23 protein-coding genes and 4 tRNA genes are annotated in these 20024 nt (G+C 48.2%); 22 read left to right on the top strand and 5 right to left on the bottom strand.

Features of this window, described 5'->3' with window-relative positions:
* The first annotated feature begins 1 nt into the window (after position 1).
* Genes nuoL through A1sIIB76_RS05785 form a run of 4 tightly spaced genes read left to right on the top strand, consistent with a single transcriptional unit; the run spans position 2 to position 5912 of the window.
* The gene (gene nuoL / locus A1sIIB76_RS05800; protein ID WP_095697194.1) at positions 2 to 1891 is read left to right on the top strand and encodes an NADH-quinone oxidoreductase subunit L; all 1890 of its coding nucleotides are present in this window, start codon (positions 2 to 4) and stop codon (positions 1889 to 1891) included.
* Positions 1888 to 3405: an NADH-quinone oxidoreductase subunit M gene (locus A1sIIB76_RS05795; RefSeq protein ID WP_095697193.1), complete on the top strand. Its 1518-nt coding sequence runs from the start codon at positions 1888 to 1890 to the stop codon at positions 3403 to 3405. The genes nuoL and A1sIIB76_RS05795 overlap by 4 nt, the downstream gene beginning before the upstream one ends.
* Entirely contained in the window at positions 3406 to 4923 is a 1518-nt protein-coding gene (gene nuoN, locus A1sIIB76_RS05790; RefSeq protein WP_095697192.1) for an NADH-quinone oxidoreductase subunit NuoN, read from the top strand.
* On the top strand, positions 4923 to 5912 hold the full coding sequence (locus tag A1sIIB76_RS05785; RefSeq protein WP_095693952.1) for a polyprenyl synthetase family protein: 990 nt from the start codon (positions 4923 to 4925) through the stop codon (positions 5910 to 5912). Before nuoN ends, A1sIIB76_RS05785 begins: the two co-directional genes overlap by 1 nt.
* On the opposite strand, the gene rarD is transcribed toward A1sIIB76_RS05785, so the two are convergent.
* Both rarD and A1sIIB76_RS05775 read right to left on the bottom strand, forming a co-directional pair.
* Complete coding sequence (gene rarD, locus A1sIIB76_RS05780) at positions 5871 to 6782, bottom strand: EamA family transporter RarD (RefSeq protein ID WP_095697191.1); 912 nt, start codon at positions 6780 to 6782, stop codon at positions 5871 to 5873. The two genes, A1sIIB76_RS05785 and rarD, sit on opposite strands and share 42 nt — an antisense overlap.
* Entirely contained in the window at positions 6783 to 7271 is a 489-nt protein-coding gene (locus A1sIIB76_RS05775) for a YajQ family cyclic di-GMP-binding protein (RefSeq protein WP_095675250.1), read from the bottom strand.
* Positions 7272 to 7366: 95 nt separating this feature from the next.
* On the opposite strand from A1sIIB76_RS05775, the gene A1sIIB76_RS05770 reads away from it, so the two are divergent.
* From A1sIIB76_RS05770 to A1sIIB76_RS05750, 5 genes are all read left to right on the top strand, one after another.
* Positions 7367 to 7451, top strand: a tRNA-Tyr gene (locus tag A1sIIB76_RS05770).
* A gap of 131 nt (positions 7452 to 7582) precedes the next feature.
* Complete coding sequence (locus A1sIIB76_RS05765; protein WP_095697190.1) at positions 7583 to 8428, top strand: ABC transporter substrate-binding protein; 846 nt, start codon at positions 7583 to 7585, stop codon at positions 8426 to 8428.
* 36 nt (positions 8429 to 8464) lie between these two features.
* Positions 8465 to 9331, top strand: coding sequence for an amino acid ABC transporter permease (locus A1sIIB76_RS05760; protein ID WP_095697189.1), 867 nt, complete (start codon positions 8465 to 8467; stop codon positions 9329 to 9331).
* The gene (locus A1sIIB76_RS05755) at positions 9331 to 10077 is read left to right on the top strand and encodes an amino acid ABC transporter ATP-binding protein (protein WP_095697188.1); all 747 of its coding nucleotides are present in this window, start codon (positions 9331 to 9333) and stop codon (positions 10075 to 10077) included. The genes A1sIIB76_RS05760 and A1sIIB76_RS05755 overlap by 1 nt, the downstream gene beginning before the upstream one ends.
* 4 nt (positions 10078 to 10081) lie before the next feature.
* Entirely contained in the window at positions 10082 to 11014 is a 933-nt protein-coding gene (locus tag A1sIIB76_RS05750) for an NHL repeat-containing protein (protein ID WP_095697187.1), read from the top strand.
* A 13-nt stretch (positions 11015 to 11027) separates the two neighbouring features.
* On the opposite strand, the gene A1sIIB76_RS05745 is transcribed toward A1sIIB76_RS05750, so the two are convergent.
* Complete coding sequence (locus tag A1sIIB76_RS05745) at positions 11028 to 11513, bottom strand: phosphate-starvation-inducible PsiE family protein (protein WP_095697186.1); 486 nt, start codon at positions 11511 to 11513, stop codon at positions 11028 to 11030.
* Positions 11514 to 11681: 168 nt separating this feature from the next.
* Here A1sIIB76_RS05745 and msrB point away from each other — a divergent pair, with 168 nt between their 5' ends.
* Positions 11682 to 12083 (top strand): peptide-methionine (R)-S-oxide reductase MsrB, encoded by a 402-nt coding sequence (gene msrB / locus A1sIIB76_RS05740; protein ID WP_095685006.1) that lies wholly within the window; start codon positions 11682 to 11684, stop codon positions 12081 to 12083.
* A gap of 15 nt (positions 12084 to 12098) precedes the next feature.
* Here msrB and A1sIIB76_RS05735 read toward each other — a convergent pair whose 3' ends face one another.
* Entirely contained in the window at positions 12099 to 12515 is a 417-nt protein-coding gene (locus A1sIIB76_RS05735; protein WP_095697185.1) for a CoA-binding protein, read from the bottom strand.
* A 43-nt stretch (positions 12516 to 12558) separates the two neighbouring features.
* Here A1sIIB76_RS05735 and A1sIIB76_RS05730 point away from each other — a divergent pair, with 43 nt between their 5' ends.
* The 8 genes from A1sIIB76_RS05730 (at position 12559) to A1sIIB76_RS05695 (ending at position 17057) form a co-directional block, all read left to right on the top strand.
* Positions 12559 to 13731, top strand: coding sequence for an FUSC family protein (locus tag A1sIIB76_RS05730; RefSeq protein ID WP_095697184.1), 1173 nt, complete (start codon positions 12559 to 12561; stop codon positions 13729 to 13731).
* 187 nt (positions 13732 to 13918) lie between these two features.
* A tRNA-Thr gene (locus A1sIIB76_RS05725) sits at positions 13919 to 13991 on the top strand.
* A gap of 28 nt (positions 13992 to 14019) precedes the next feature.
* Positions 14020 to 14093 (top strand) — tRNA-Met (locus A1sIIB76_RS05720).
* 99 nt (positions 14094 to 14192) lie between these two features.
* The gene (gene rpmG, locus A1sIIB76_RS05715) at positions 14193 to 14363 is read left to right on the top strand and encodes a 50S ribosomal protein L33 (protein ID WP_017955317.1); all 171 of its coding nucleotides are present in this window, start codon (positions 14193 to 14195) and stop codon (positions 14361 to 14363) included.
* Positions 14363 to 14752, top strand: a complete 390-nt coding sequence (locus tag A1sIIB76_RS05710; RefSeq protein ID WP_095697183.1) for an FAS1-like dehydratase domain-containing protein — start codon at positions 14363 to 14365, stop codon at positions 14750 to 14752. The genes rpmG and A1sIIB76_RS05710 overlap by 1 nt, the downstream gene beginning before the upstream one ends.
* A complete protein-coding gene (locus tag A1sIIB76_RS05705) occupies positions 14749 to 15144 on the top strand; it encodes a MaoC/PaaZ C-terminal domain-containing protein (RefSeq protein WP_095697182.1) in 396 nt (131 codons plus the stop codon). The genes A1sIIB76_RS05710 and A1sIIB76_RS05705 overlap by 4 nt, the downstream gene beginning before the upstream one ends.
* Positions 15141 to 16031 (top strand): glycosyltransferase family 2 protein, encoded by an 891-nt coding sequence (locus A1sIIB76_RS05700; protein WP_190286229.1) that lies wholly within the window; start codon positions 15141 to 15143, stop codon positions 16029 to 16031. Before A1sIIB76_RS05705 ends, A1sIIB76_RS05700 begins: the two co-directional genes overlap by 4 nt.
* Before the next feature lie 9 nt (positions 16032 to 16040).
* Positions 16041 to 17057 carry a UDP-N-acetylmuramate dehydrogenase gene (locus tag A1sIIB76_RS05695; protein WP_095697181.1) on the top strand — a complete coding sequence of 339 codons (1017 nt, stop codon included), beginning with the start codon at positions 16041 to 16043 and terminating at the stop codon, positions 17055 to 17057.
* Here the strand turns inward: A1sIIB76_RS05695 and A1sIIB76_RS05690 are convergent.
* The gene (locus A1sIIB76_RS05690; protein WP_095697372.1) at positions 17047 to 18240 is read right to left on the bottom strand and encodes a pyridoxal phosphate-dependent aminotransferase; all 1194 of its coding nucleotides are present in this window, start codon (positions 18238 to 18240) and stop codon (positions 17047 to 17049) included. The genes A1sIIB76_RS05695 and A1sIIB76_RS05690 overlap by 11 nt on opposite strands.
* 163 nt (positions 18241 to 18403) lie before the next feature.
* Here A1sIIB76_RS05690 and A1sIIB76_RS05685 point away from each other — a divergent pair.
* From A1sIIB76_RS05685 to rplK, 4 genes are all read left to right on the top strand, one after another.
* A tRNA-Trp gene (locus A1sIIB76_RS05685) sits at positions 18404 to 18477 on the top strand.
* Between the two features lie 53 nt (positions 18478 to 18530).
* The gene (gene secE, locus A1sIIB76_RS05680) at positions 18531 to 18755 is read left to right on the top strand and encodes a preprotein translocase subunit SecE (protein ID WP_095697180.1); all 225 of its coding nucleotides are present in this window, start codon (positions 18531 to 18533) and stop codon (positions 18753 to 18755) included.
* A 13-nt stretch (positions 18756 to 18768) separates the two neighbouring features.
* Entirely contained in the window at positions 18769 to 19536 is a 768-nt protein-coding gene (gene nusG, locus A1sIIB76_RS05675) for a transcription termination/antitermination protein NusG (protein WP_095697179.1), read from the top strand.
* Positions 19537 to 19575: 39 nt separating this feature from the next.
* The gene (rplK, locus tag A1sIIB76_RS05670; protein WP_095675235.1) at positions 19576 to 20004 is read left to right on the top strand and encodes a 50S ribosomal protein L11; all 429 of its coding nucleotides are present in this window, start codon (positions 19576 to 19578) and stop codon (positions 20002 to 20004) included.
* Positions 20005 to 20024 lie beyond the last annotated feature (20 nt).

The raw sequence follows: 20024 nt of genomic DNA, 5'->3' as shown, positions 1-20024 counted from the left end.
GATGACTACTTCGACATCTCTCGGATATCTCATCGCCCTGCCACTTGCAGGAGCTGTAATTTTATTACTCGCTGGACGTCGGGCCGATAAGTGGGGCCACCTGCTCGCCACCACACTTTCGGCAAGTTCATTTGGTGTGGGTATTTATCAACTCACACAGATGCTTGCGCATGAGCCAGAAGAGCGCGCATTTTCGCAGAAGCTCTTTTCTTGGATTAGCGTTGGAACATTTAACGTAGATGCCGGGCTCTTACTTGATCAACTCTCAATCTGCTTTGTACTCCTCATTACTGGTGTGGGCACCCTGATTCATATCTATTCAATCTCTTATATGTCTCATGACCGAGACCGACGTCGCTTCTTTGCTTATCTCAACCTCTTTATCGCCGCCATGCTCTTGCTGGTTCTCGGAGATTCCTATCTCAACCTCTATGTGGGTTGGGAGGGCGTAGGTCTTGCTTCTTATCTCTTGATCGGTTTCTGGAATCAGAAGCCGTCATATGCAACTGCATCAAAGAAGGCATTTGTCATGAACCGTATTGGCGATATGGGTCTTTCATTTGCCATCATGATCGCCTTTGCAACTCTTGGAACTGTCTCCTTTAGTGGAGTTAAAGAAGCTTCAGAGACGGCATCGACTGCTGCACTCACTGGAATTGGACTTATGTTGTTAGTGGCAGCCGCAGGTAAGTCGGCGCAATTCCCACTGCAAGCGTGGCTTGGTGATGCGATGGCTGGTCCAACGCCAGTATCTGCACTCATTCACGCAGCAACGATGGTGACAGCTGGTGTCTATCTCATTACTCGATCTAACTTTATCTTTGATGCCGCACCAACAGCGCAACTTCTAGTCGTTATTGTCGGAGCAGTTACTCTGATATTTGGTGCCCTTGTCGGTACTGCAAAAGATGACATTAAGAAAGCACTCGCAGCATCAACGATGTCCCAGATTGGTTACATGATCTTGGCTGCTGGCCTTGGACCTGCTGGATATGCATTTGCAATCATGCACTTACTTACCCACGGTTTCTTTAAAGCAGGCATGTTCTTAGGTGCTGGTTCAGTCATGCATGGCATGAACGACCAAGTGAATATGCGCCGCTATGGAGCACTTCGTAAATTTATGCCCATTACCTTTGCCACCTTTGGACTTGGTTATCTGGCAATCATTGGCGTTCCACCATTTGCTGGTTTCTACTCCAAAGATGCAATTATTGAGACCGCCTTCAACGCCGGTGGCATAAAAGGAATTCTCTTGGGATCTACCGCCCTACTTGGCGCAGCTATCACCGCCTTCTATATGACACGTGTCATGGTGCTGACATTTACTTCACCAGAGCGTTGGGAAGAAGATCAACATCCGCACGAGTCACCGTTTCTGATGTGGCTGCCTATGGCTGTTTTGGCAGTGGGATCTGTAACAACCGGATACTTATTTACTCGTGGAGATGGGCTCGTGCATTGGTTGGAACCGGTATTCGGTGAGCATGGTGAACATGAAGAGTTCTTGCCGGCAATAGTTGTTTCAGGAATGGCAATTACTGCCGTCATTATTGGTGTTTCTATCGCACTGATAAAGTATCAATTCTCAGATGTTGATGCCGAGGCGCCAGAAAATGTCACAGAATTTACTCGCATTGCACGTAAAGATTTGTTGCAAGATTCATTTAACGAAGCCTTATTCATGCGCCCTGGACAAGCGCTCACAAGACTCCTCGTTAAGGGCGATGACAGTGTTGTTGATGGCACTGTGCGCCTGGTCGGACGTACGGCGCTCAGTGCTGGTTCTGAGCTTCGAAAGACACAGACTGGTTTTGCCCGCAGCTACGCTGCTCTTATTCTGATTGGCGCCGTAGTCCTGATTGCAGCAGTTTGGGTGGTCACACAATGAACGCGCTGACCACAATGATGTTGCTTCCAATTCTTGGCACGCTACTGCTTGCGGTAATTCCGAGTGATCAAGTACTACGCATTAAGCAGGCAGCACTTGCTACCACGCTATTGGTTGCAATCTCTGGCGTACTCACCTGGTTTAACTTTAATGCAGCCGATACTTCATTCCAGTTTGTGCAATCAGTTGAATGGATTCCTTCATTTGGAATCAATTACGCAGTCGGTGTTGATGGACTATCACTCGTTCTTATTCTGATGTCCGTGCTCCTTGCACCCATTGTGGTCTTGGCTGGGTGGAAAGAATCTGAAGGCGGACGTTGGTCTGCCAAGGTCTTCTACATGCTCATTCTTGTTCTAGAAACGATGATGATTGGTGTCTTTGCGGCAACAGATGTATTCCTGTTCTACGTCATCTTCGAAGCGATGTTGATACCGGTCTACTTCCTCATTGGTGGATATGGCAGTGGCGATCGCGCAGCTGCTGCGGTGAAGTTCTTGCTCTATAGCCTCTTTGGCGGTCTCTTGATGCTCGCCTCAATCATTGGTCTTTATGTGATTTCCGGTGCTAATGGCGGACATACCTTTGATATCAACAAATTATCTGAGCTTCATAATTACATGAGCCCTACGACACAGAACCTGCTCTTCCTCGGTTTCTTTATCGCCTTTGCCATCAAGGCTCCACTATGGCCACTACACACCTGGCTTCCAGATGCCGCATCCTCTGCAACTCCAGGAACATCTGTGTTACTCCTTGGCGTGCTAGATAAAGTCGGAACATTTGGAATGATTCGTTTCTGTCTCACACTCTTTCCAGATGCGAGCAAGACCTTCACGCCAATCATTATTACTTTGGCTGTAATCTCAATTATCTACGGCGCCTTCCTAGCTATTGGGGCTACTGATATCAAGCGCCTGATTGCTTACACATCTATTTCTCACTTCGGATTTATCACCATGGGAATCTTCGCTATGACTACTCAAGGTCATAGCGGTGCCACTCTTTATATGTTCAACCACGGCTTCTCAACTGCCGCGCTATTTATTGTGGCCGGCTGGATGGCAGCTCGTCGTGGATCATCAACAATTGCTGACTTCGGTGGCTTACAACGTGTCACACCAGTAATGGCCTGGTCCTTCTTTATCGCCGGCATGTCATCGCTGGCACTTCCTGGACTATCAAGCTTCGTCAGTGAGTTCTTAGTCTTGGTGGGAACATTTACCCGTTATCCAGTTGCGGCCGTCATTGCCACCTTCGGAATCGTGCTTGCCGCACTCTATATTTTGATTCCGGTGCAGAAGGCGCTGCATGGTCCTACTACTCCTGGCAATGAGAACCTGCCAGATTTAAACCTGCGGGAAAAGATTGCTATTGCGCCAGTGATGGCAATCATTATTGCTCTCGGTTTCTATCCATCACCGCTACTCAACGTCATTAATCCAGCATCCGCGCACGTTCTTGAAGTTCAGGGATTTACCGATCCAATACCAACAGAGGGCGCAGGTAAGTAAATGGAATTTATCTCCCCTTCCCTTAATTACGCCCAACTGGCTCCCATTCTGATTGTGCTGGCTGGCGCTCTAGCTGGCGTACTCATCGAAGCCTTTGCCCCTCGTGCTTCGCGTTACTCATCGCAACTCTTTGTCTCAATCTTTTCACTCGTAGCATCCTTTGCAGCGCTCATGCGCGTGCGCACCCAGACTTCAGTCGATGCCGCAATGGGCTCGGTTGCATTCGATGGCGTGGGGGTTCTGCTGCAGGGTTCCATTCTTATTATCGCCGTGCTATCCATATTTCTGATTGCAGATCAAGAGAACTTCACAGCGTTAGCAGCGTCAGTTCCGGGTTCAGAGGAAGAACGTGATGCGGTGCAATCTGATCTGCGCGTCACCGAAGTTTTCCCACTCACACTTTTTGCAGTGGCAGGAATGCTGCTATTTCCGGTTGCTACTGATCTGATTACCCTCTTTGTGGCACTTGAAGTGCTCTCACTTCCTCTCTATCTCATGGCCGGACTTTCCCGTCGTCGTAGATTGGCTTCGCAAGAGGCAGCGCTTAAGTACTTCCTTCTTGGTGCATTTTCTTCCGCCTTCTTCCTACTAGGAATTGCCTATCTTTTCGGTTACTCAGGTTCCATTACTTTGGCCGGAATCCAAGCCAGCGTGATTGGCGGGGCCGGCAATGATGTCTTCCTACTTCTAGGAATCGCATTTATCTCTATTGGCCTGCTCTTTAAAGTGGGCGCAGTGCCATTTCATGCCTGGTCACCTGATGTGTATCAAGGCGCACCGACTGCGATTACTGGATTTATGGCAGCAGCGACAAAGGTTGCAGCATTTGGCGCAATCCTTCGCATCTTCTATGTGGCAATTGCAAATGCAGAGTGGCAGTGGCGACCTGCGATGGTCATCATTGCAATTATCACGATGGTCTTTGGCTCAGTCGTTGCCATCACCCAGCGCGATGTCAAGCGCATGCTTGCTTACTCCTCCATTGCCCATGCTGGTTTCTTACTCGCCGGCGTGATCGCCTTGAGTAAAACGGGCCTAGAAGCTTCCATCTTCTATCTCTTTGCTTACGGCGTTGCCACCGTTGGTGCATTTGGAATCGTCACACTTGTGCGCGATGCATCCGGTGAAGTGGGTGACCTTAACCGCTGGAGCGGTCTTGGAAAGCGTTCACCACTATTAGCATCTGCCTTTGCCTTCTTCTTACTTGCCTTTGCCGGTATTCCGCTGACTTCCGGATTCATTGGAAAGTTCTCCATCTTCTCTGCTGCATATGAATCAGGAAGCACCTCAATTCTTATCGCCGGTGTGCTCTCATCTGCAGTTGCCGCCTTCTTCTATATTCGCGTCATCGTCTTGATGTTCTTTAAAGATCCGGTTGAAGATGGAACATCAGTAGTGATTCCATCAGCGCTGACCACAATCACAATTACTGTTTCATCTGTGCTGACTTTGATTCTTGGAATCTACCCAGCGCCGCTGATTGACTTCATCGCAACAACTGCCACCTTTATTCGCTGATGTCATCCTTTGGAATTCCGGGTTTAGCACCAGCCCTTGAGGTTGAACTCAAAGCAAGTATGAAGAAGGTCGAAGACCTGCTCTTTAGCCATATCCAAGGTGATTACCCGCTGGTGGAAGAGACCTCTCGACATTTAGTTGCCGCTGGTGGCAAGCGATTACGTCCACTACTGACCATCCTTGCATCGCACTACGGAGATAAGAATAAGTTCGGAATTATTGAATCAGCTGCTGTCTGCGAATTAACCCACGTGGCCACCCTCTATCACGATGATGTGATGGATGAAGCACCACTTCGTCGTGGTGTTGTAAGTGCTAATAACCGCTGGGGAAATACCGTTGCTATTTTGACTGGGGATTACCTCTTTGCAAAGGTTTCTGCGTTGCTGGCAGATATCGGACCAGAAGCGGTGCGACTACAAGCATCAACATTTGAACGTCTTGTTATTGGTCAGATCATGGAAACGCAAGGACCACAGAACGGGCAAGCACCGCTAGCGCATTACATGCAGGTAGTAGCCGATAAGACAGGCTCGCTAATTTCAGCCAGTGCTCGCTTTGGTGCGATGGTCTCTGGGGCACCCAATGAAATAAAGGAGACACTGACCGTCTTTGGTGAGAAAATTGGTATTGCCTTCCAATTAGCAGATGACATTATTGATATCGCAAGTGAGTCTCATGAATCAGGAAAGACTCCAGGAACAGATCTACGTGAAGGTATTCCCACTTTGGTCACACTCAATGTTATGAATTCAACTGCTTCCAAAGATCGCGCGCTCATTAAGTTACTTAAAGCACCTATTAAAGATGAAGCAGTTGTTGCTCAAGTATTGAAGGAGCTACGCACACACGATGCAATAGCGCAATCGCGCGCGCAGTTACTCGATATTGCACGCGATGCGCGCACCGCCCTTGGTCCACTGCCAGTTAATGATGTGACCGGGGCTTTATTTTCCCTCTGTGATGCGATTATCGACCGTTCTGCTTGATCGCACGAGATCTACACCGAGTGCTATTAGTGCGCACCAGATTAGGAAGAAGCCGATCCAGCGCGCAGTAGGCATTTCTTCGTGACGTACCCAGACTCCGATAGAAAATAGAATTGTTGGAGTGATGTATTGCAAGAGCCCGATAGTGCTATATGGCAAACGAGTAGTAGATCCGTTAAACAAGAGAAGTGGAATAGCTGTCACCGCCCCGGCGCTAATCAAGAGCAGTGTGAGTCCAGGGGACTGGCCAAAGGATCCGCTGCCTTGCTGGCCGAGAAAGATTAAATATCCAGCGTAAGGAAGCAGCGAAATAAGCGTCTCAATTGTGATCCCTTCAACGGCGCCCAGGTTTAGTTTCTTCTTTACTAACCCATAGCTACCCCATGAGAGTGCAAGTGCGAGTGCTATCCAGGGGAGCCGGCCATAATCAATAGTGAGAACTAATACACCGAAGGCAGCTATTGCAACTGATACCCATTGCAACGGTCGCATTTTTTCGCGCAGAATAATGATGCCGAATGCGATGATAACGAGTGGGCTGATGTAATAACCGAGAGCCGCCTCCACCACATGTCCATGGTTTACAGCCCAGATATAGGTAATCCAGTTGATGGAAATCAAGATTGTGCTCAGTAGCAGCACCACCATAATCTTTGGATTCTTCACGAACTGCAAGGTGGAGAAAATCTGTTTGGTCAGTGCCAGAACTATCAGACAGAAAACCAGCGTCCAAACGGCGCGGTGAGCAACTATTTCTAGCGCATTCGCCGGTTGCAGCAGTGGCCAATACAAGGGCAGTAGCCCCCAGATAACGTAGGAGCTAATTCCAAAGAGTAGCCCTAGTGAATACTCGCTACGTTTACCTGCCACTTAGCGGAAGTTAACAAACTGAACAGCAAAATCAAATTTACCATTCTTAATTTGCTCGATAGCCTCTTGCAGATCATCACGGCTCTTAGATGTCACACGAAGCTCATCACCCTGAATCTGGGTCTTAATTGACTTCGGACCCTCATCGCGCAAGAACTTGGCAACCTTCTTGGCATTCTCAGTAGAGATTCCCTCTTTTAAAGTGCAGGCGATCTTGTAGATCTTGCCTGATAATTGAGGTTCAGGTGCTTCCAAGTGCTTAAGTGATACACCGCGCTTAATCAACTTATCTTTGACAACATCAAGAGTTGCCTTTGCGCGCTCTTCAGTATCTGCCTCAATTGCAATCTTGTCACCTGTTAATTCAATCTTTGCACCGGTGTTCTTAAAGTCAAAGCGGGTATCAATCTCGCGAATAGCCTGATTAATGGCGTTATCTAGCTCCATCCGGTCAATCTTTGAGACTACGTCAAAACTGCTGTCAGCCATTGTTGTGAGGCTCCCCTGTGATTTTTAAAGTTCCAGCGCCTAAGGTATCGTTTGCCGCTCGCACTACCAAAGCGCCGTAAGACTTGTATGACCCTGGCGGGTTGCCCGAGCGGCCAATGGGAGGGGACTGTAAATCCCCCGGCTCTGCCTTCGAAGGTTCAAATCCTTCACCCGCCACCAGTAACGCCCTTCATAACGAGGGGCGTTTTTGCTTTCCTGGGCTTCCTGCGGTTGATTTGCGGGTCGACATTCATGGACTCGGTTAATACTGTTATCCAGTATCCATCACGCCTCGACCTTAAGGAGTTAACGTGCAAAAACGTTTCGGAATTTTCGCGGTAGCAGTAATCGCAGCAGCTTTCACACTCACAGGATGTGGGTCTGGAGAATCTTCATCATCACAAGCTGCATCATGTGAAAAGGCAGATCTAGCAACAATCACTGAAGGTAAGCTGACAATCGCAACTGGCGAACCTGCTTACTACCCATGGGTTATCGATGACAAGCCAGAATCTGGTGAAGGCTTCGAGGGCGCAGTTGCTTACGCAGTAGCTAAGCAGCTTGGCTTTGATGCTGCAGATGTCGAATGGGTCCGCACCACATTTGATTCAGCTGTCACCCCAGGGGAGAAGAAGTTTGACTTCAACTTGCAGCAATTCTCAATCACTGAAGATCGCAAGAAGGCAGTTGATTTCTCTTCACCTTATTACACCGCCCCACAAGCAATCGTTTCATTTAAGGGAAGCAAGATTGAAGGAAAGACTTCACTTGCAGAGCTTAAGGACGCCAAGCTTGGCGCAGCTGTGGGAACAACCTCACTTGATGCAGTTGAAAATCAGATTGGCGTCAAGCCACAGGTATTTAACGACAATGCAGCTGGTGTGTCAGCACTGAAGAACAAGCAGATTGACGGTCTCGTCGTAGATCTTCCAACTGCCTTCTATCTATCAGGTGTTGAAGTTCCAAACGGACTGATTGTTGGACAACTTCCATCAACTGGTGCAGGCGATCAGTTCGGTCTCTTGCTTTCAAAGGGCAGCAAGCTCACATCTTGCGTTACTGGCGCAGTTGATGCCATTACCGCTGATGGAACACTGGCCGCAATTACAGATCAGTGGCTAGCAACTGATGCTGGCGCTCCTGTATTAAAGCCTTAATAGAAACTCAGCAGTAAACACGGTAGTTTGGCGACCATGTCAGAGAAGCAAAACTCTGCTTGGTCGCCAAGCTCACGTGAATTAGAGCGTCGTAAATCTCGCCGATCAATAAGCCGCAGGCAAGCAGGTATTGCCGCGGCTTCTTCTATTTTTGTGCTCGGCACACTCGCCGCAATTCTTGTGACTTCACCAGGCTGGGAAACTGTTAAGGCAACTTTTTTTGATATTGATTACGGCCGGGAAGTCTTTCCCACTGTCCTTCGCGGGCTTTGGATCAACTTACAGTTAACTTTTATTGGTGGGGCAGCAATCGGTGTCATCGCACTTGGTTTGGCGTTGCTGCGCACTACAAAATCACCAGCGCTTACTCCCTTTAGATTCTTAGCTACCGCCTATGTTGATATCTTCCGAGGTGCACCGCTGATTTTGATTATCTTGCTAGTGGGTTTTGGTGTTCCAGCTTTAGGACTTACTGGCGTATCAAGTAATGTAATTTTCTTAGGAACTGTGGCTGTTGTGCTCACCTATTCCGCCTATGTGGCAGAAGTCATTCGAAGTGGGATTTTATCTATTCACCCAAGTCAGCGGGCAGCAGCTCGTTCCCTTGGATTAACTTCCGGGCAGACAATGCGTTTTGTTGTCTTGCCGCAAGCAATACGTCGCGTTGTGCCACCGCTACTCAATGATTTCGTCTCACTGCTCAAAGACACCGGTTTAGTCTCTATTCTGGGTGTCACTGACGCTGTGCGCGCTGCTCAGATTAATGCAAGCCGTACCTTTAATTACACGCCATATGTTGTCGCCGCCATCTTGTTCTTGCTCATCACTATCCCGATGACTCGTTACACAGACCGAGCCATCAGGCAACGCACCAGTGCCCAGAACTCTGAAGGTGCAATTTAATGAGCAACGTCTTAGAGCTGGTAAATGTTCGAAAGTCATTTGGCGAAGAAGTTGTGCTCCAGGATCTATCGCTTTCGGTCCCAGAGCACACCGCCACCGTGCTTATTGGCGCCTCGGGGTCCGGTAAATCAACGCTCTTGCGCTGCATCAATCTGCTGGAATCAATCGATGATGGTCAAATTTTCCTTGATGGGCAAGAGATTTCAGACCCACTGATGAATGTTGATGAAGTTCGCCGCCGCTTGGGAATGGTTTTTCAATCCTTTAACTTATTCCCACACAAAACAGTCTTAGAGAACATCACACTTTCGCCGATCAAAGTCCATGGCAAGAGCAAGGATGAGGCCAATACTCATGCCACACAGCTGCTGAAAAGATTTGATTTAGCCGATAAGGCAGATCAGTATCCAGATCGCTTGAGTGGGGGACAGCAACAGCGAGTGGCAATCATTCGCTCACTTGCAGTTAACCCACGCTTACTTCTTCTAGATGAAGTGACATCAGCACTTGATCCAGTCTTAGTAAATGAAGTTCTCTCTGCTGTGCGTGACCTAAAAAGTGATGGCATGACGATGGTCCTTGCCACACATGAAATGGGTTTTGCAACCCAGGTTGCCGATGAAGTCTGCTTCCTTGAATCAGGTAACGTCATTGAACGTGGAAGTGCGGAGCAAGTCCTGCATAACCCGCAGAACCCAAAGACGCAAGAGTTCCTCAAGCGAGTTCACCAGGCTGGTCGGTTGTAGAGAGATGTCTAAACCCAATTCAATTCCACACGAGGTCAATTGGAAAACACTTTTTAGTGGCAATCCCAGAGATGGATGGATGCATTCGGGCATTGGAATCTTGAGCGATGGTCACATAGTTTTTGAATCCCCTGGTGGACGCGCATTTATTGTCTTAAATCCAGAAGATGCAAGCTTTACTAGAGTTGATGTTGATGCAGCAATCCTGCATGGAATTACCGTGGTTTCGAACTCCAGTGATGATTCTTTCTGGATCTGTGATCCGGGTGGCACGGAGGCTGCGCAAGTGCTTTTGGTTAATCGTAAAGGCGAAGTGCTACGAAAAATCTCAAGACCTAACACTTCCGAAGGCGACGCCGTCACATGGAAACCCACAACGCTTGCCATTGTTGAAGAAGCGGGCCCGTACCAGGGAGATATCTGGATTGGTGATGGATATGGGGAGAGTTTAGTTCACCGCATTAGACCCGATGGCAGCTCTCAAAGCTTTGATGGTTCTTCAACTTCGCTAGTTTTTAACTGTCCCCATGGAATTCTTATTGATACCCGTGGACCGCAATCATTTGTGGTCATTGCTGACCGACGAAATAAAAGAATTGTTTTTTTCACACTCGATGGCGAATATGTGAAATCAGTAAGTTCTGAAGCCATGATCGGTCCTTCATCCTTTGCCATTCGTAATGATCTTCTTATTGTGACTGATCTTTATGGGGCGATGCTTTCGGTGGACCTTGCCGGCAACGTAGAAATTCTTATTCCCAGTATCAAGCCTGAGCGCGGTGAAGGTTGGCCGAATCAGATAAAGGATGGCGAAAGTGTTGCCCCTGATGTAATAGAGGGCGCGGTAAATAGCCCCCATGGCGTTGCAGTTAATTCAAGTGGAAGCGTGTTTTTTACAGAGTGGTATTTCGGAGGCCGAGTAGTTCGGATTTACTGAGTAACTTGTTTTCTTAACGGCTCTTATCTGGCTTTCGTGCAGCCCTTGCTAGGAATAGGCCAAAGACAAGAGCTAGAACAATTCCAGTATTAACACCCATTTCAATGAGCGCACGATTGAAGTATTGATCTGTTTTTTCTTCTTGCATCGTAAGAGATGCACCCACAGTAAGGATGTGTCGGACAGCTGCAATAACGCCGATAATGAGGAAGTTTTCGAGCTGGAATATTCCATCGGTAAATCGCACAATGACGGTGCGCATGATTTCAAGAATGATGACAACAAATAAAATGTCATTAATTCCCTGAATCATTCCAAGTGGGAAGAATGGTCTGGTCTCGATGAGGCGTTGCAAGGTGTATCCGGCAGCCAAGATAGAGATGCCGAATAGAACTATTCCAAGAAAACCATGTAAGAGGTCTTCGAGCTTATCGATGAAATTTGTTGGAATCAGAGACTCATCGTTGGTGAGCAATCCTTTAACAGACTTATATTTCACAATTACCGCCCTTGTTAGCCATGGCTAAGGGTAGGTGCAGGTATAGATGCCCGCAACATATTTGTCATCCGTGTCCTTTTTCAGTTCAATGGATAAATCTTTCTGATTACCCAATTCCGATGGGCTCGGGTATTTTTCTCTCCTCAACACTGGTGGAGGAGCTCTGAGATGAAACCAATTAACGAGGATGAACTCAAGGCTCGCCTTGATCCGCTGTCTTATGCCGTACTTCGTGAAGGTGCCACAGAGCGAGCATTTACCGGTGAATACACCGATACCGACACAATCGGTAGTTATCTCTGCAAAGCCTGCGACAACGTTCTCTTTACCTCTGACACTAAATTTCATTCCGGATGCGGCTGGCCATCTTTTTATGCACCGACTACAGATGATGCAGTGACTCTGATTGAAGACCGTTCACTAGCACCACGCATTCGCACTGAGGTGCGTTGTGCCAAGTGTGATTCACACCTTGGACATGTATTTTCCGGTGAAGGCTATGACGTTCCAACTGATGAGCGTTGGTGTATTAATTCAGTATCACTCGTACTCCAGGAGAAAACTAACTAGTCCTATTGCCCGGGACTAGAAGAAGTTACTGTAATCAACCTTCAGACACCGATCCATCACCACATTCATTCCAGCTGCAGCACCTGCCTCTAAAACTTCTGGGCTAGTAATTCCGAGCTGCAGCCAGATTGCATCTGCGCCAACTGCGATTGCATCTGCAAGAACTTCCATGCAGTCACTAGGTTTTCTAAAGACATCAACTAAGTCGATATGTTCTGGGATTTCACTCAGTGAGTGATAAACCTTTTCTCCAAGTGCTGTCTCTAGCATCGGATTTACAAGAAAGACTGTGTAATGCGAGTGTTCAAGTAAGTATTTGGCCACACCATAACTTGGCCGCTCAGGCTTATCTGAAACTCCCACAATCGCAATCGTTCTTGATTCTTTGATTAGGTTGCGAATCTGGGTGCTATCAGTCACGTGGCCGGGCATGGATTAATCATAAAGGGGTTGGTTGGGCGTAAACTCCTCCTTAATGATTAGAAAAATAGTTAACCTCTTTAAGAACCGGAAGAACTGGGTTCGCCAGATTCTGGTCGCCGGTTTAGCAGGTGGCGTTTCTTGGTTTGTGGGAGATCTACTCATCGAAGATGGTGGGGTAGTCGCTGCCATTGTCTGCACCTTGAGTATTCGCATCTCTCTGCATAAATCTATGCGCGAAGGTTTTGGCCAAATTGTTGGAACGGCTGTGGGTGCAGGTATCGCACTCTTTACCGTCAGTGTCTTTAACTTTGGCTTCATCGCAGTTGCCACAACAATTATTTTCTGCGCCGTCATAGCAAGAGCGCTGCATCTTGGTGAAGTTGCTTCGGTCAACGTGCCAGTAACAGCACTGATTGTTATTGGACCAGGAATTTCGCAGAGCACTGCCGTTCACAGACTGGGATCAACTCTCATCGGTGCCGCAATCGCAATCCTCTTCTCCTACTTTTCACATCCCAATACTCCAGTGGGACGTGCACAAATCCAGATCAGAAATGTGAGCACTAAAGCAGCAGCTCTTCTTGCTGAAATGTCAGAAGGTGTTGCCGCCGGATATACCCAGAAGGATGCCGGCAGCTGGTTGGCACGTGCGCGACTTTTAGTGGAAGAAGTTCCGGCCATCCGCGCGCAATCAGTGGAAGCTCGAAGTCATGCGAGATGGTTTCCTACTGCTGAAAAAGATGAAGCCGAAGATATCTACATTGAAGGAATTGCCGCCGAGCACACCTTGGTGCAGGTGCGCATGATTGCCCGAACACTCTTTGATTCCGCGGTAGAAGGTGGAATTGCAGATTCAACCCAGAAACAAATTGCAGTGGCGCTATCGGCTGCCAGCTATGCAATTTCAGCTCACGTTGAGATACCAGATGACATCAATGATGATGCCTCTTCACCAACAGATGATGCACGTGAGGCAGGCTCAGTCCTGGCCGGAACACTGATTGAAGATGGAGATGATGTTGACCAAGATCAGATTGTCCGCGGGCTCTCTATTGTTGCCAATATCGGCAGAATTGCGGATTCACTTGATCAGAACTCTCCTGCCATCACAGATGTCATCACACCTGATGAGCCAGCCAAAGACCGAGTGCTCAAGCTTTCGCCCATGCAGCAAACTTCTACGATTCGGAATAAGATTAGGAAGTTTTTCAGAAAGTATTTCTAGGAGGAAATATGTGTAGCAAAGTTCAATGCACCAAGTGCGCAAAACCAACATGGCAAGGCTGCGGGGAGCATATAGAAGAGGCCTTAATGGGAGTCGCGGAAGCCGATCGCTGCTCCTGTAATTAACTCATTTGCCACGGCAATTTTTCACTTTAGGCCTTAAGCCCTAGACTTCACTCTCTACCATTGCCCCCCTAGCTCAGTCGGTAGAGTGTTTCCATGGTAAGGAAAAGGTCACCGGTTCGATTCCGGTGGGGGGCTCGAACAACAATTTAATATGCACGCCCTTGGCGGGGTAGCTCAGCTTGGTAGAGCAAGCGGCTCATAATCGCTGTGTCGTGGGTTCAAATCCCGCCTCCGCTACTAATAATCAAGTGCGAAATACGCACGGATTTCACCATTGAAGGTTGCTCGGGTAATCTGAGCTCCGCTTAGTGCAACATCTACGAAGGAGTTAAGACCATGGCAAGTAAGAGCGCGGACGTACGTCCAAAGATCACCATGGCATGCGTGGATTGCAAAGAGCGTAACTACATCACCAAGAAGAACCGCCGCAACGATCCAGACCGCATGGAACTCAAGAAGTTCTGTCCACGTTGCAAGTCTTCAACTCTTCACCGCGAAACCCGCTAATGCTCAACCCCGATTCGGTCGGGCGCACCTTCGCCGGTACAGATGTCATAAAAATTGCTCAATCTGAAATCGATGCCTTCTGTGCTGTTATTGGCGAAACAGATACATCGATTGCTCCACCTACATTTTCTATCCGCATCACACTGACTCAATTTGAAGAAATCCTCACCCAACCAGAGATTGGCCTTGATTGGTCACGCCTAGTTCATGGTGATCAGAAGTTTGAAATATTTTCACCGGTAAAGGCCGGTGATGGACTTACCTGCGCTGCAACTATTGAAAGTTACCGAGTCGCTGCTGGAAATGAAATAGTTACCGTTCGCTCTGATCTACATCGTGAAGGCGCCCTTGTGATATCTGCTTGGTCCACATTGGTGGTGCGCGCATGATGGAAGTGGGCACAGTGTTGCCAGAACAAGTCTTCTCTATTAATCGCGCGATGCTCAAAAGCTATGCCGATGCCTCAGGTGATCAAAACCCTATTCACCAAAATGAAGAGTTCGCACTCTCTGTGGGCCTTCCTAACGTCATTGCCCACGGCATGCTCACCATGGCGCTGGTGGGTAAGTACATCTCTGACTTTGCCGGGGGCGCCGCCAACGTTCTGGAATTCGGTGCTCGCTTTACCAAGCCAGTAATCATTCCTGCAGGTGAAAACGTTGACCTGACCGTCAGTGCAACGGTGAGTGAAGTAGTCGATGGAAAGATTTCACTGAGCTTAAGTGCAACCTCTGCTGGCGTGAAAGTACTTGGAATGGCGAAAGCAGTGGTGCGAAAGTGAGTGCACCCGATTCGGTACACGAGTTAGCCAAGGCTCGATTAGCTGCTCGCGCTGAGAAAAACTTTGCCCGCTCTGATCAACTGCGTGATGAGATTGCAGCTGCCGGCTTTGAAGTTGTTGATAGCGCTGGGGGATATGAACTGCGTCCTAAGAAGCGTTTTCCAGTATATGAATCCACTCGCGATATCCGCCCGATTAATTCAGGCAAATTCGAGATCACAGTGGCAATCATTGTCGAAGGATTTCACGAGGATGCAGCGACTTGTATTGAATCGATTAAGGCCCATAGCCAATGTGCGATTGCCATCCTGGTAATTGGCGATCCTGGAATTCTTGTTGATCAGCTAGATTCACGAACATCACTAGTTCAAGTCAATGAAAACTTTGGCTGGGGCGAGAATGCCAATGCGCTCCTGCGCAATGTGACAAGTGAATTCATTATCATCATGGATCCATCGACGACCTTCACTGGCGATGCAATCACGCCAGTGCTTGCCGAACTACAAAAAAGAGAATTTGTAGCTGTCGGCTGGCGCGGGGGACTAGTAAATCTGGAAGATGATTGGCGCAGTACTGAAGATAAAGGTGCCGGCGAAGTAGATGTTCTCTTTAGTTACTTCATGGCAATGCATCGTGAGGATGCTTTGGCCGTGCGTGGATTTAGCAACCGCGCACTTTTCTATCGCAATGCAGATATTGAATTCTCACTCACTCTTCGTCATGGAAATGGCCGCTTGCTGCAGATGGAGCTACCCCTTGAACAAGGACGCCATCATGGGTATCACGACAGCGAGCCTGAATATCGCGAAGTGCAATCGAAGAAGAATTACGACCGCATTCTTGAGCGCTTCAGAGGCAAGACTGCGATATTGAGTCCGCGCAGGTAGCCTAAGCACATGGCCGATTTACGCGATTACACATCACTACGCGTAGGTGGGCCTGCCAAAAAGTTTGTCGAAGTAGGCACTGAAGCAGAGATCATCGCTGCCATTGAAACCGCTGGCAATTCCCCAATACTTATTATTGGCAGTGGAACAAATATTTTGGTTTCAGATACTGGCTTTGAGGGAACCGTTATTCGCATTGTCAATCACTCGCTGCAATCTGAAATTGATGCATGTAGCGGTGCAACACTGACCATTGGCGCTGGTGAAAATTGGGATGATTTTGTGAAGACCACACTGGAACGTGGCTTTGCCGGCCTGGAAACCTTGAGTGGAATTCCTGGCAGTGTGGGAGCGGCGCCTATTCAAAATATTGGTGCCTATGGACATGAGGTTTCAGAGTTCATCACTCGGGTGCGCACCTATGATCGCCAGAAGAAAGAGATCAAAACATTTACCAACCTTGAGTGCGAATTTGAATATCGTAACTCTCACTTCAAATCTCATCCCGGGCGCTATGTCATTCTTGATGTGCAATTCAATCTGCGCCAAGGTGAAATCACCACACCGATTACCTATTCCGAACTTGCCACAAAATTAGGAATTGAGGTGGGCGAGAAAGCACCGGTAGCTGAAACCCGTAAAGCGGTATTAGAGCTGCGCGCTATGAAGGGAATGCTGCTCAACAAAACAGATCGCGATTCCTGGTCTGCTGGTTCATTTTTTACCAACCCTATTGTTTCGCCAGAAGTCGCAGCGAAGCTTCCAGCAGATGCCCCCCAGTGGCCAACATCTGATGGTCGTGTGAAAACAAGCGCTGCCTGGCTGATTGAAAACTCGGGGATACATAAGGGTGATGCACACGGTGGTGCAAGAGTTTCGACCAAGCATGTGCTGGCACTTACCAATGCGGGTAATGCAACTGCCAAGGATATTCTCGAGCTGGCACACGTTGCCAAAGAGAAGGTCTATGAGAAGTTTGGTATTACCTTAGAGACGGAAGTTAATTTAGTTGGAGTTACTCTGTAAGTAACTTCTTGATCCGCCCAATACCTTCAACGATATCTTCATCGCTGGTGGCATAGGAGAATCGCAAGTATCCCGAAGGCCCAAAGGCTTCTCCAGGAACAGCAGCAACTTCAACTTCTTCTAAGATGATTGTGGCTAGTTCGGCAGATGTATTTGCAACCTTGCCACGAATAGTTTTACCGAGTGCGCTCTTTACAGATGGATAGACATAGAAAGCACCCTGTGGTGTGGGGCAATCAAAGCCAGGAATCTCATTGAGAAGTCCAACAATTAATTTGCGGCGACGGTTAAATGCTTCACCCATCTTGTGTACTTCATCAAGGTTTCCAGAAACTGCGGCAATCGCTGCGCGCTGTGAAACATTGGAAACATTTGATGTCAGATGAGACTGCAGATTTGTTGCTGCTTTGATGGCATCTTTTGGCCCGATCATCCAACCCACACGCCAACCAGTCATGGCATAAGTCTTGGCAACTCCGTTGATGATGATGCAGGTGTCAGCAAGTGCTGGAACCAACACTGGAAGTGATGGAGCTTTAGCACCGTCATATAGTAGGTGCTCATAGATCTCATCTGAGATTACCCACACATTGTTCTTCACAGCCCATTCGCCAATTGCTTTTGCTTGCTCAGGTGAATAGACCGAACCAGTTGGATTAGAAGGGGAGCAGAACAGTAAAGCCTTCGTCTTTGGTGTTCGGGCCGCTTCTAACTGTTCAACTGTCACTAAATAGTTTTGTGACTCATCTGCAAATACTTCAACGCTCTTTCCACCGGCAAGCTTGATTGCTTCTGGATAGGTTGTCCAAAATGGTGAAGGTAAAATGACTTCATCACCTGGATCAATAATTGTGGCAAATGCTTGATAGACCGCTTGCTTGCCACCGTTGGTAACAAGAACTTGATCGACGGTAATTTCATAGCGTGAGTCACGCTTTGTCTTTGCCACAATTGCTTCACGTAGTTCGGCAAGGCCAGGTGTGGGTGTGTAGCGATGATTTGCGCCGACTCTGGTTGCAGCAGCAGCTGCTTCGATAATGTAATCAGCGGTGGGAAAATCTGGTTCACCAGCTCCGAATCCAATGACTGGTCGACCTGCTGCTTTGAGTGCTTTCGCTTTTGCATCTACTGCCAATGTGGCTGACTCTGCGATAGCTGAAATTCGTGCGGAGATTCTGCTCATACGCGAAGTCTGCACCATGGCCCGCATCTCTGGCACGCTCAGAAATGGTGGTACTGGCCACCTCAGAATTAGCCAGTTTTACTCCAGCCGCCCCCTGCCCTTACACTTCGACGCTCACGATGATTTTCTTCCTCGCCTTGGCGCGCCTGAAAATTCGTCGCGAAGGGCAGTAGCTCAATTGGCTAGAGTTGCCGTCTCCAAAGCGGCCGGTTGGGGGTTCGAGTCCCTCCTGCCCTGCAAGATGTTTTACAACCGATGTACCGAATGAAAGATGAAAGAGAAGGAAGATCATGACTGATGCAGTTGAAGTTACCGAGGAGAAGCTCGGGATTTTTGCGCGCGTTGGACTTTTCTACCGCCAAGTTCTTTCAGAGCTGAAGAAGGTTGTTTGGCCAACCCGAAATATGTTGACCACCTACACCGCCGTCGTGCTCGTATTCGTGACTTTTATTATTGCTGTCGTTTCAATCATCGACTTTGTTCTCACCAAAGTTGTCTTCTGGGTATTCGGATAAGGAATTGAGCGAGATGACTGAAGAAATTACTTCTAATACTCCGGCGCCAGATGCCTTTGAGGCAGCCCTTGCTGCCAACGCTGATGATCTTGCAACCCCTGTTGCTGAATTTGTAGCCGAGCCAATTTCTGAAGCTATCGATGACCAGTCGAACTCAGATTTGGCGCTGGCAAGTGATGAAGATGGCGATATTGAATCTGATGAGAATGATCCCAACGCCGAGTTCCGCCGCACACTGCGCGCCGCAATTGGTGATTGGTATGTAATCCACTCTTATGCTGGATATGAGAAGAAGGTAAAGGGCAACCTTGCCAACCGTATTCACACCCTGAACATGGAGGAGTACATCTTCCAGATTGAAGTTCCAGAAGAAGAGGTAATGGAAGTTAAGAATGGTGCGCGCAAGATGGTTAAGCGCAATATCTATCCTGGCTACGTTCTTGTTCGCATGGATCTCACTGATGAATCTTGGTCAGTCGTTCGTAATACTCCTGGAGTCACAGGCTTCGTTGGTAACGCGCACAACCCAAGTCCACTGAGCATGGGTGAGGTCGAGAAGATTCTTGCACCACGTCCAAAGAAAGCTGCCGATAAAGCAGATATTAAATTTATTGATTTCGAAGTAGGAGAATCAGTCACCGTAATGGATGGCCCATTTGCCACACTTCCAGCATCAATTTCCGAGATCATGCCAGAGCAGGCAAAGCTCAAGGTATTGGTCTCTATCTTCGGTCGCGAGACCCCAGTAGAACTTTCATTTACCCAGGTACAAAAGCTCTAACGAACTTTACGAAAATACGAATAGGAAAAGAGAAGCGAAATGGCACCAAAGAAGAAAGTCACCGGATTCATCAAGTTGCAGATCCAAGCTGGCGCAGCAACACCTGCACCACCAGTAGGTCCGGCACTTGGTCAGCATGGTGTCAACATCATGGAGTTCGTCAAGGCATATAACGCTGCGACTGAATCACAAAAGGGCCAGATCATTCCGGTTGAAATCACCGTCTATGAGGATCGCTCATTCGACTTCATCACCAAGACACCTCCAGCATCACGCCTCATTCTTAAGGCAGCTGGCGTTGAAAAGGGATCTGCTATTCCGCACAAGACTAAGGTTGCAAACATCACCATGGCTCAGGTCAAGGAGATCGCAACAACAAAGATGGCTGACCTCAATGCCAACGATATCGATGCCGCAGCAAAGATCATCGCCGGTACTGCCCGTTCAATGGGAATCACAGTCTCGTAAATAAATTTCTTTGTGTCACA

The sequence above is a fragment of the Candidatus Planktophila versatilis genome, from assembly GCF_002288265.1.
GTDB classification, from domain to species: Bacteria; Actinomycetota; Actinomycetes; order Nanopelagicales; family Nanopelagicaceae; genus Planktophila; species Planktophila versatilis.
Note: the sequence above shows the minus strand (reverse complement) of the source record. Positions and strands in the feature narration are given on the sequence as shown.

Excerpts from the sequence above, each read along its gene's own strand:
- nuoL (WP_095697194.1), top strand. The coding sequence starts at position 2 with ATGACTACTTCGACATCTCTCGGATATCTCATCGCCCTGCCACTTGCA.
- A1sIIB76_RS05795 (WP_095697193.1), top strand. The coding sequence starts at position 1,888 with ATGAACGCGCTGACCACAATGATGTTGCTTCCAATTCTTGGCACGCTA.
- nuoN (WP_095697192.1), top strand. The coding sequence starts at position 3,406 with ATGGAATTTATCTCCCCTTCCCTTAATTACGCCCAACTGGCTCCCATT.
- A1sIIB76_RS05785 (WP_095693952.1), top strand. The coding sequence starts at position 4,923 with ATGTCATCCTTTGGAATTCCGGGTTTAGCACCAGCCCTTGAGGTTGAA.
- A1sIIB76_RS05775 (WP_095675250.1), bottom strand. The coding sequence starts at position 7,271 with ATGGCTGACAGCAGTTTTGACGTAGTCTCAAAGATTGACCGGATGGAG.
- A1sIIB76_RS05760 (WP_095697189.1), top strand. The coding sequence starts at position 8,465 with ATGTCAGAGAAGCAAAACTCTGCTTGGTCGCCAAGCTCACGTGAATTA.
- A1sIIB76_RS05755 (WP_095697188.1), top strand. The coding sequence starts at position 9,331 with ATGAGCAACGTCTTAGAGCTGGTAAATGTTCGAAAGTCATTTGGCGAA.
- A1sIIB76_RS05750 (WP_095697187.1), top strand. The coding sequence starts at position 10,082 with ATGTCTAAACCCAATTCAATTCCACACGAGGTCAATTGGAAAACACTT.
- msrB (WP_095685006.1), top strand. The coding sequence starts at position 11,682 with ATGAAACCAATTAACGAGGATGAACTCAAGGCTCGCCTTGATCCGCTG.
- A1sIIB76_RS05735 (WP_095697185.1), bottom strand. The coding sequence starts at position 12,515 with ATGCCCGGCCACGTGACTGATAGCACCCAGATTCGCAACCTAATCAAA.
- A1sIIB76_RS05730 (WP_095697184.1), top strand. The coding sequence starts at position 12,559 with ATGATTAGAAAAATAGTTAACCTCTTTAAGAACCGGAAGAACTGGGTT.
- rpmG (WP_017955317.1), top strand. The coding sequence starts at position 14,193 with ATGGCAAGTAAGAGCGCGGACGTACGTCCAAAGATCACCATGGCATGC.
- A1sIIB76_RS05710 (WP_095697183.1), top strand. The coding sequence starts at position 14,363 with ATGCTCAACCCCGATTCGGTCGGGCGCACCTTCGCCGGTACAGATGTC.
- A1sIIB76_RS05705 (WP_095697182.1), top strand. The coding sequence starts at position 14,749 with ATGATGGAAGTGGGCACAGTGTTGCCAGAACAAGTCTTCTCTATTAAT.
- A1sIIB76_RS05695 (WP_095697181.1), top strand. The coding sequence starts at position 16,041 with ATGGCCGATTTACGCGATTACACATCACTACGCGTAGGTGGGCCTGCC.
- A1sIIB76_RS05690 (WP_095697372.1), bottom strand. The coding sequence starts at position 18,240 with ATGAGCAGAATCTCCGCACGAATTTCAGCTATCGCAGAGTCAGCCACA.
- secE (WP_095697180.1), top strand. The coding sequence starts at position 18,531 with ATGACTGATGCAGTTGAAGTTACCGAGGAGAAGCTCGGGATTTTTGCG.
- nusG (WP_095697179.1), top strand. The coding sequence starts at position 18,769 with ATGACTGAAGAAATTACTTCTAATACTCCGGCGCCAGATGCCTTTGAG.
- rplK (WP_095675235.1), top strand. The coding sequence starts at position 19,576 with ATGGCACCAAAGAAGAAAGTCACCGGATTCATCAAGTTGCAGATCCAA.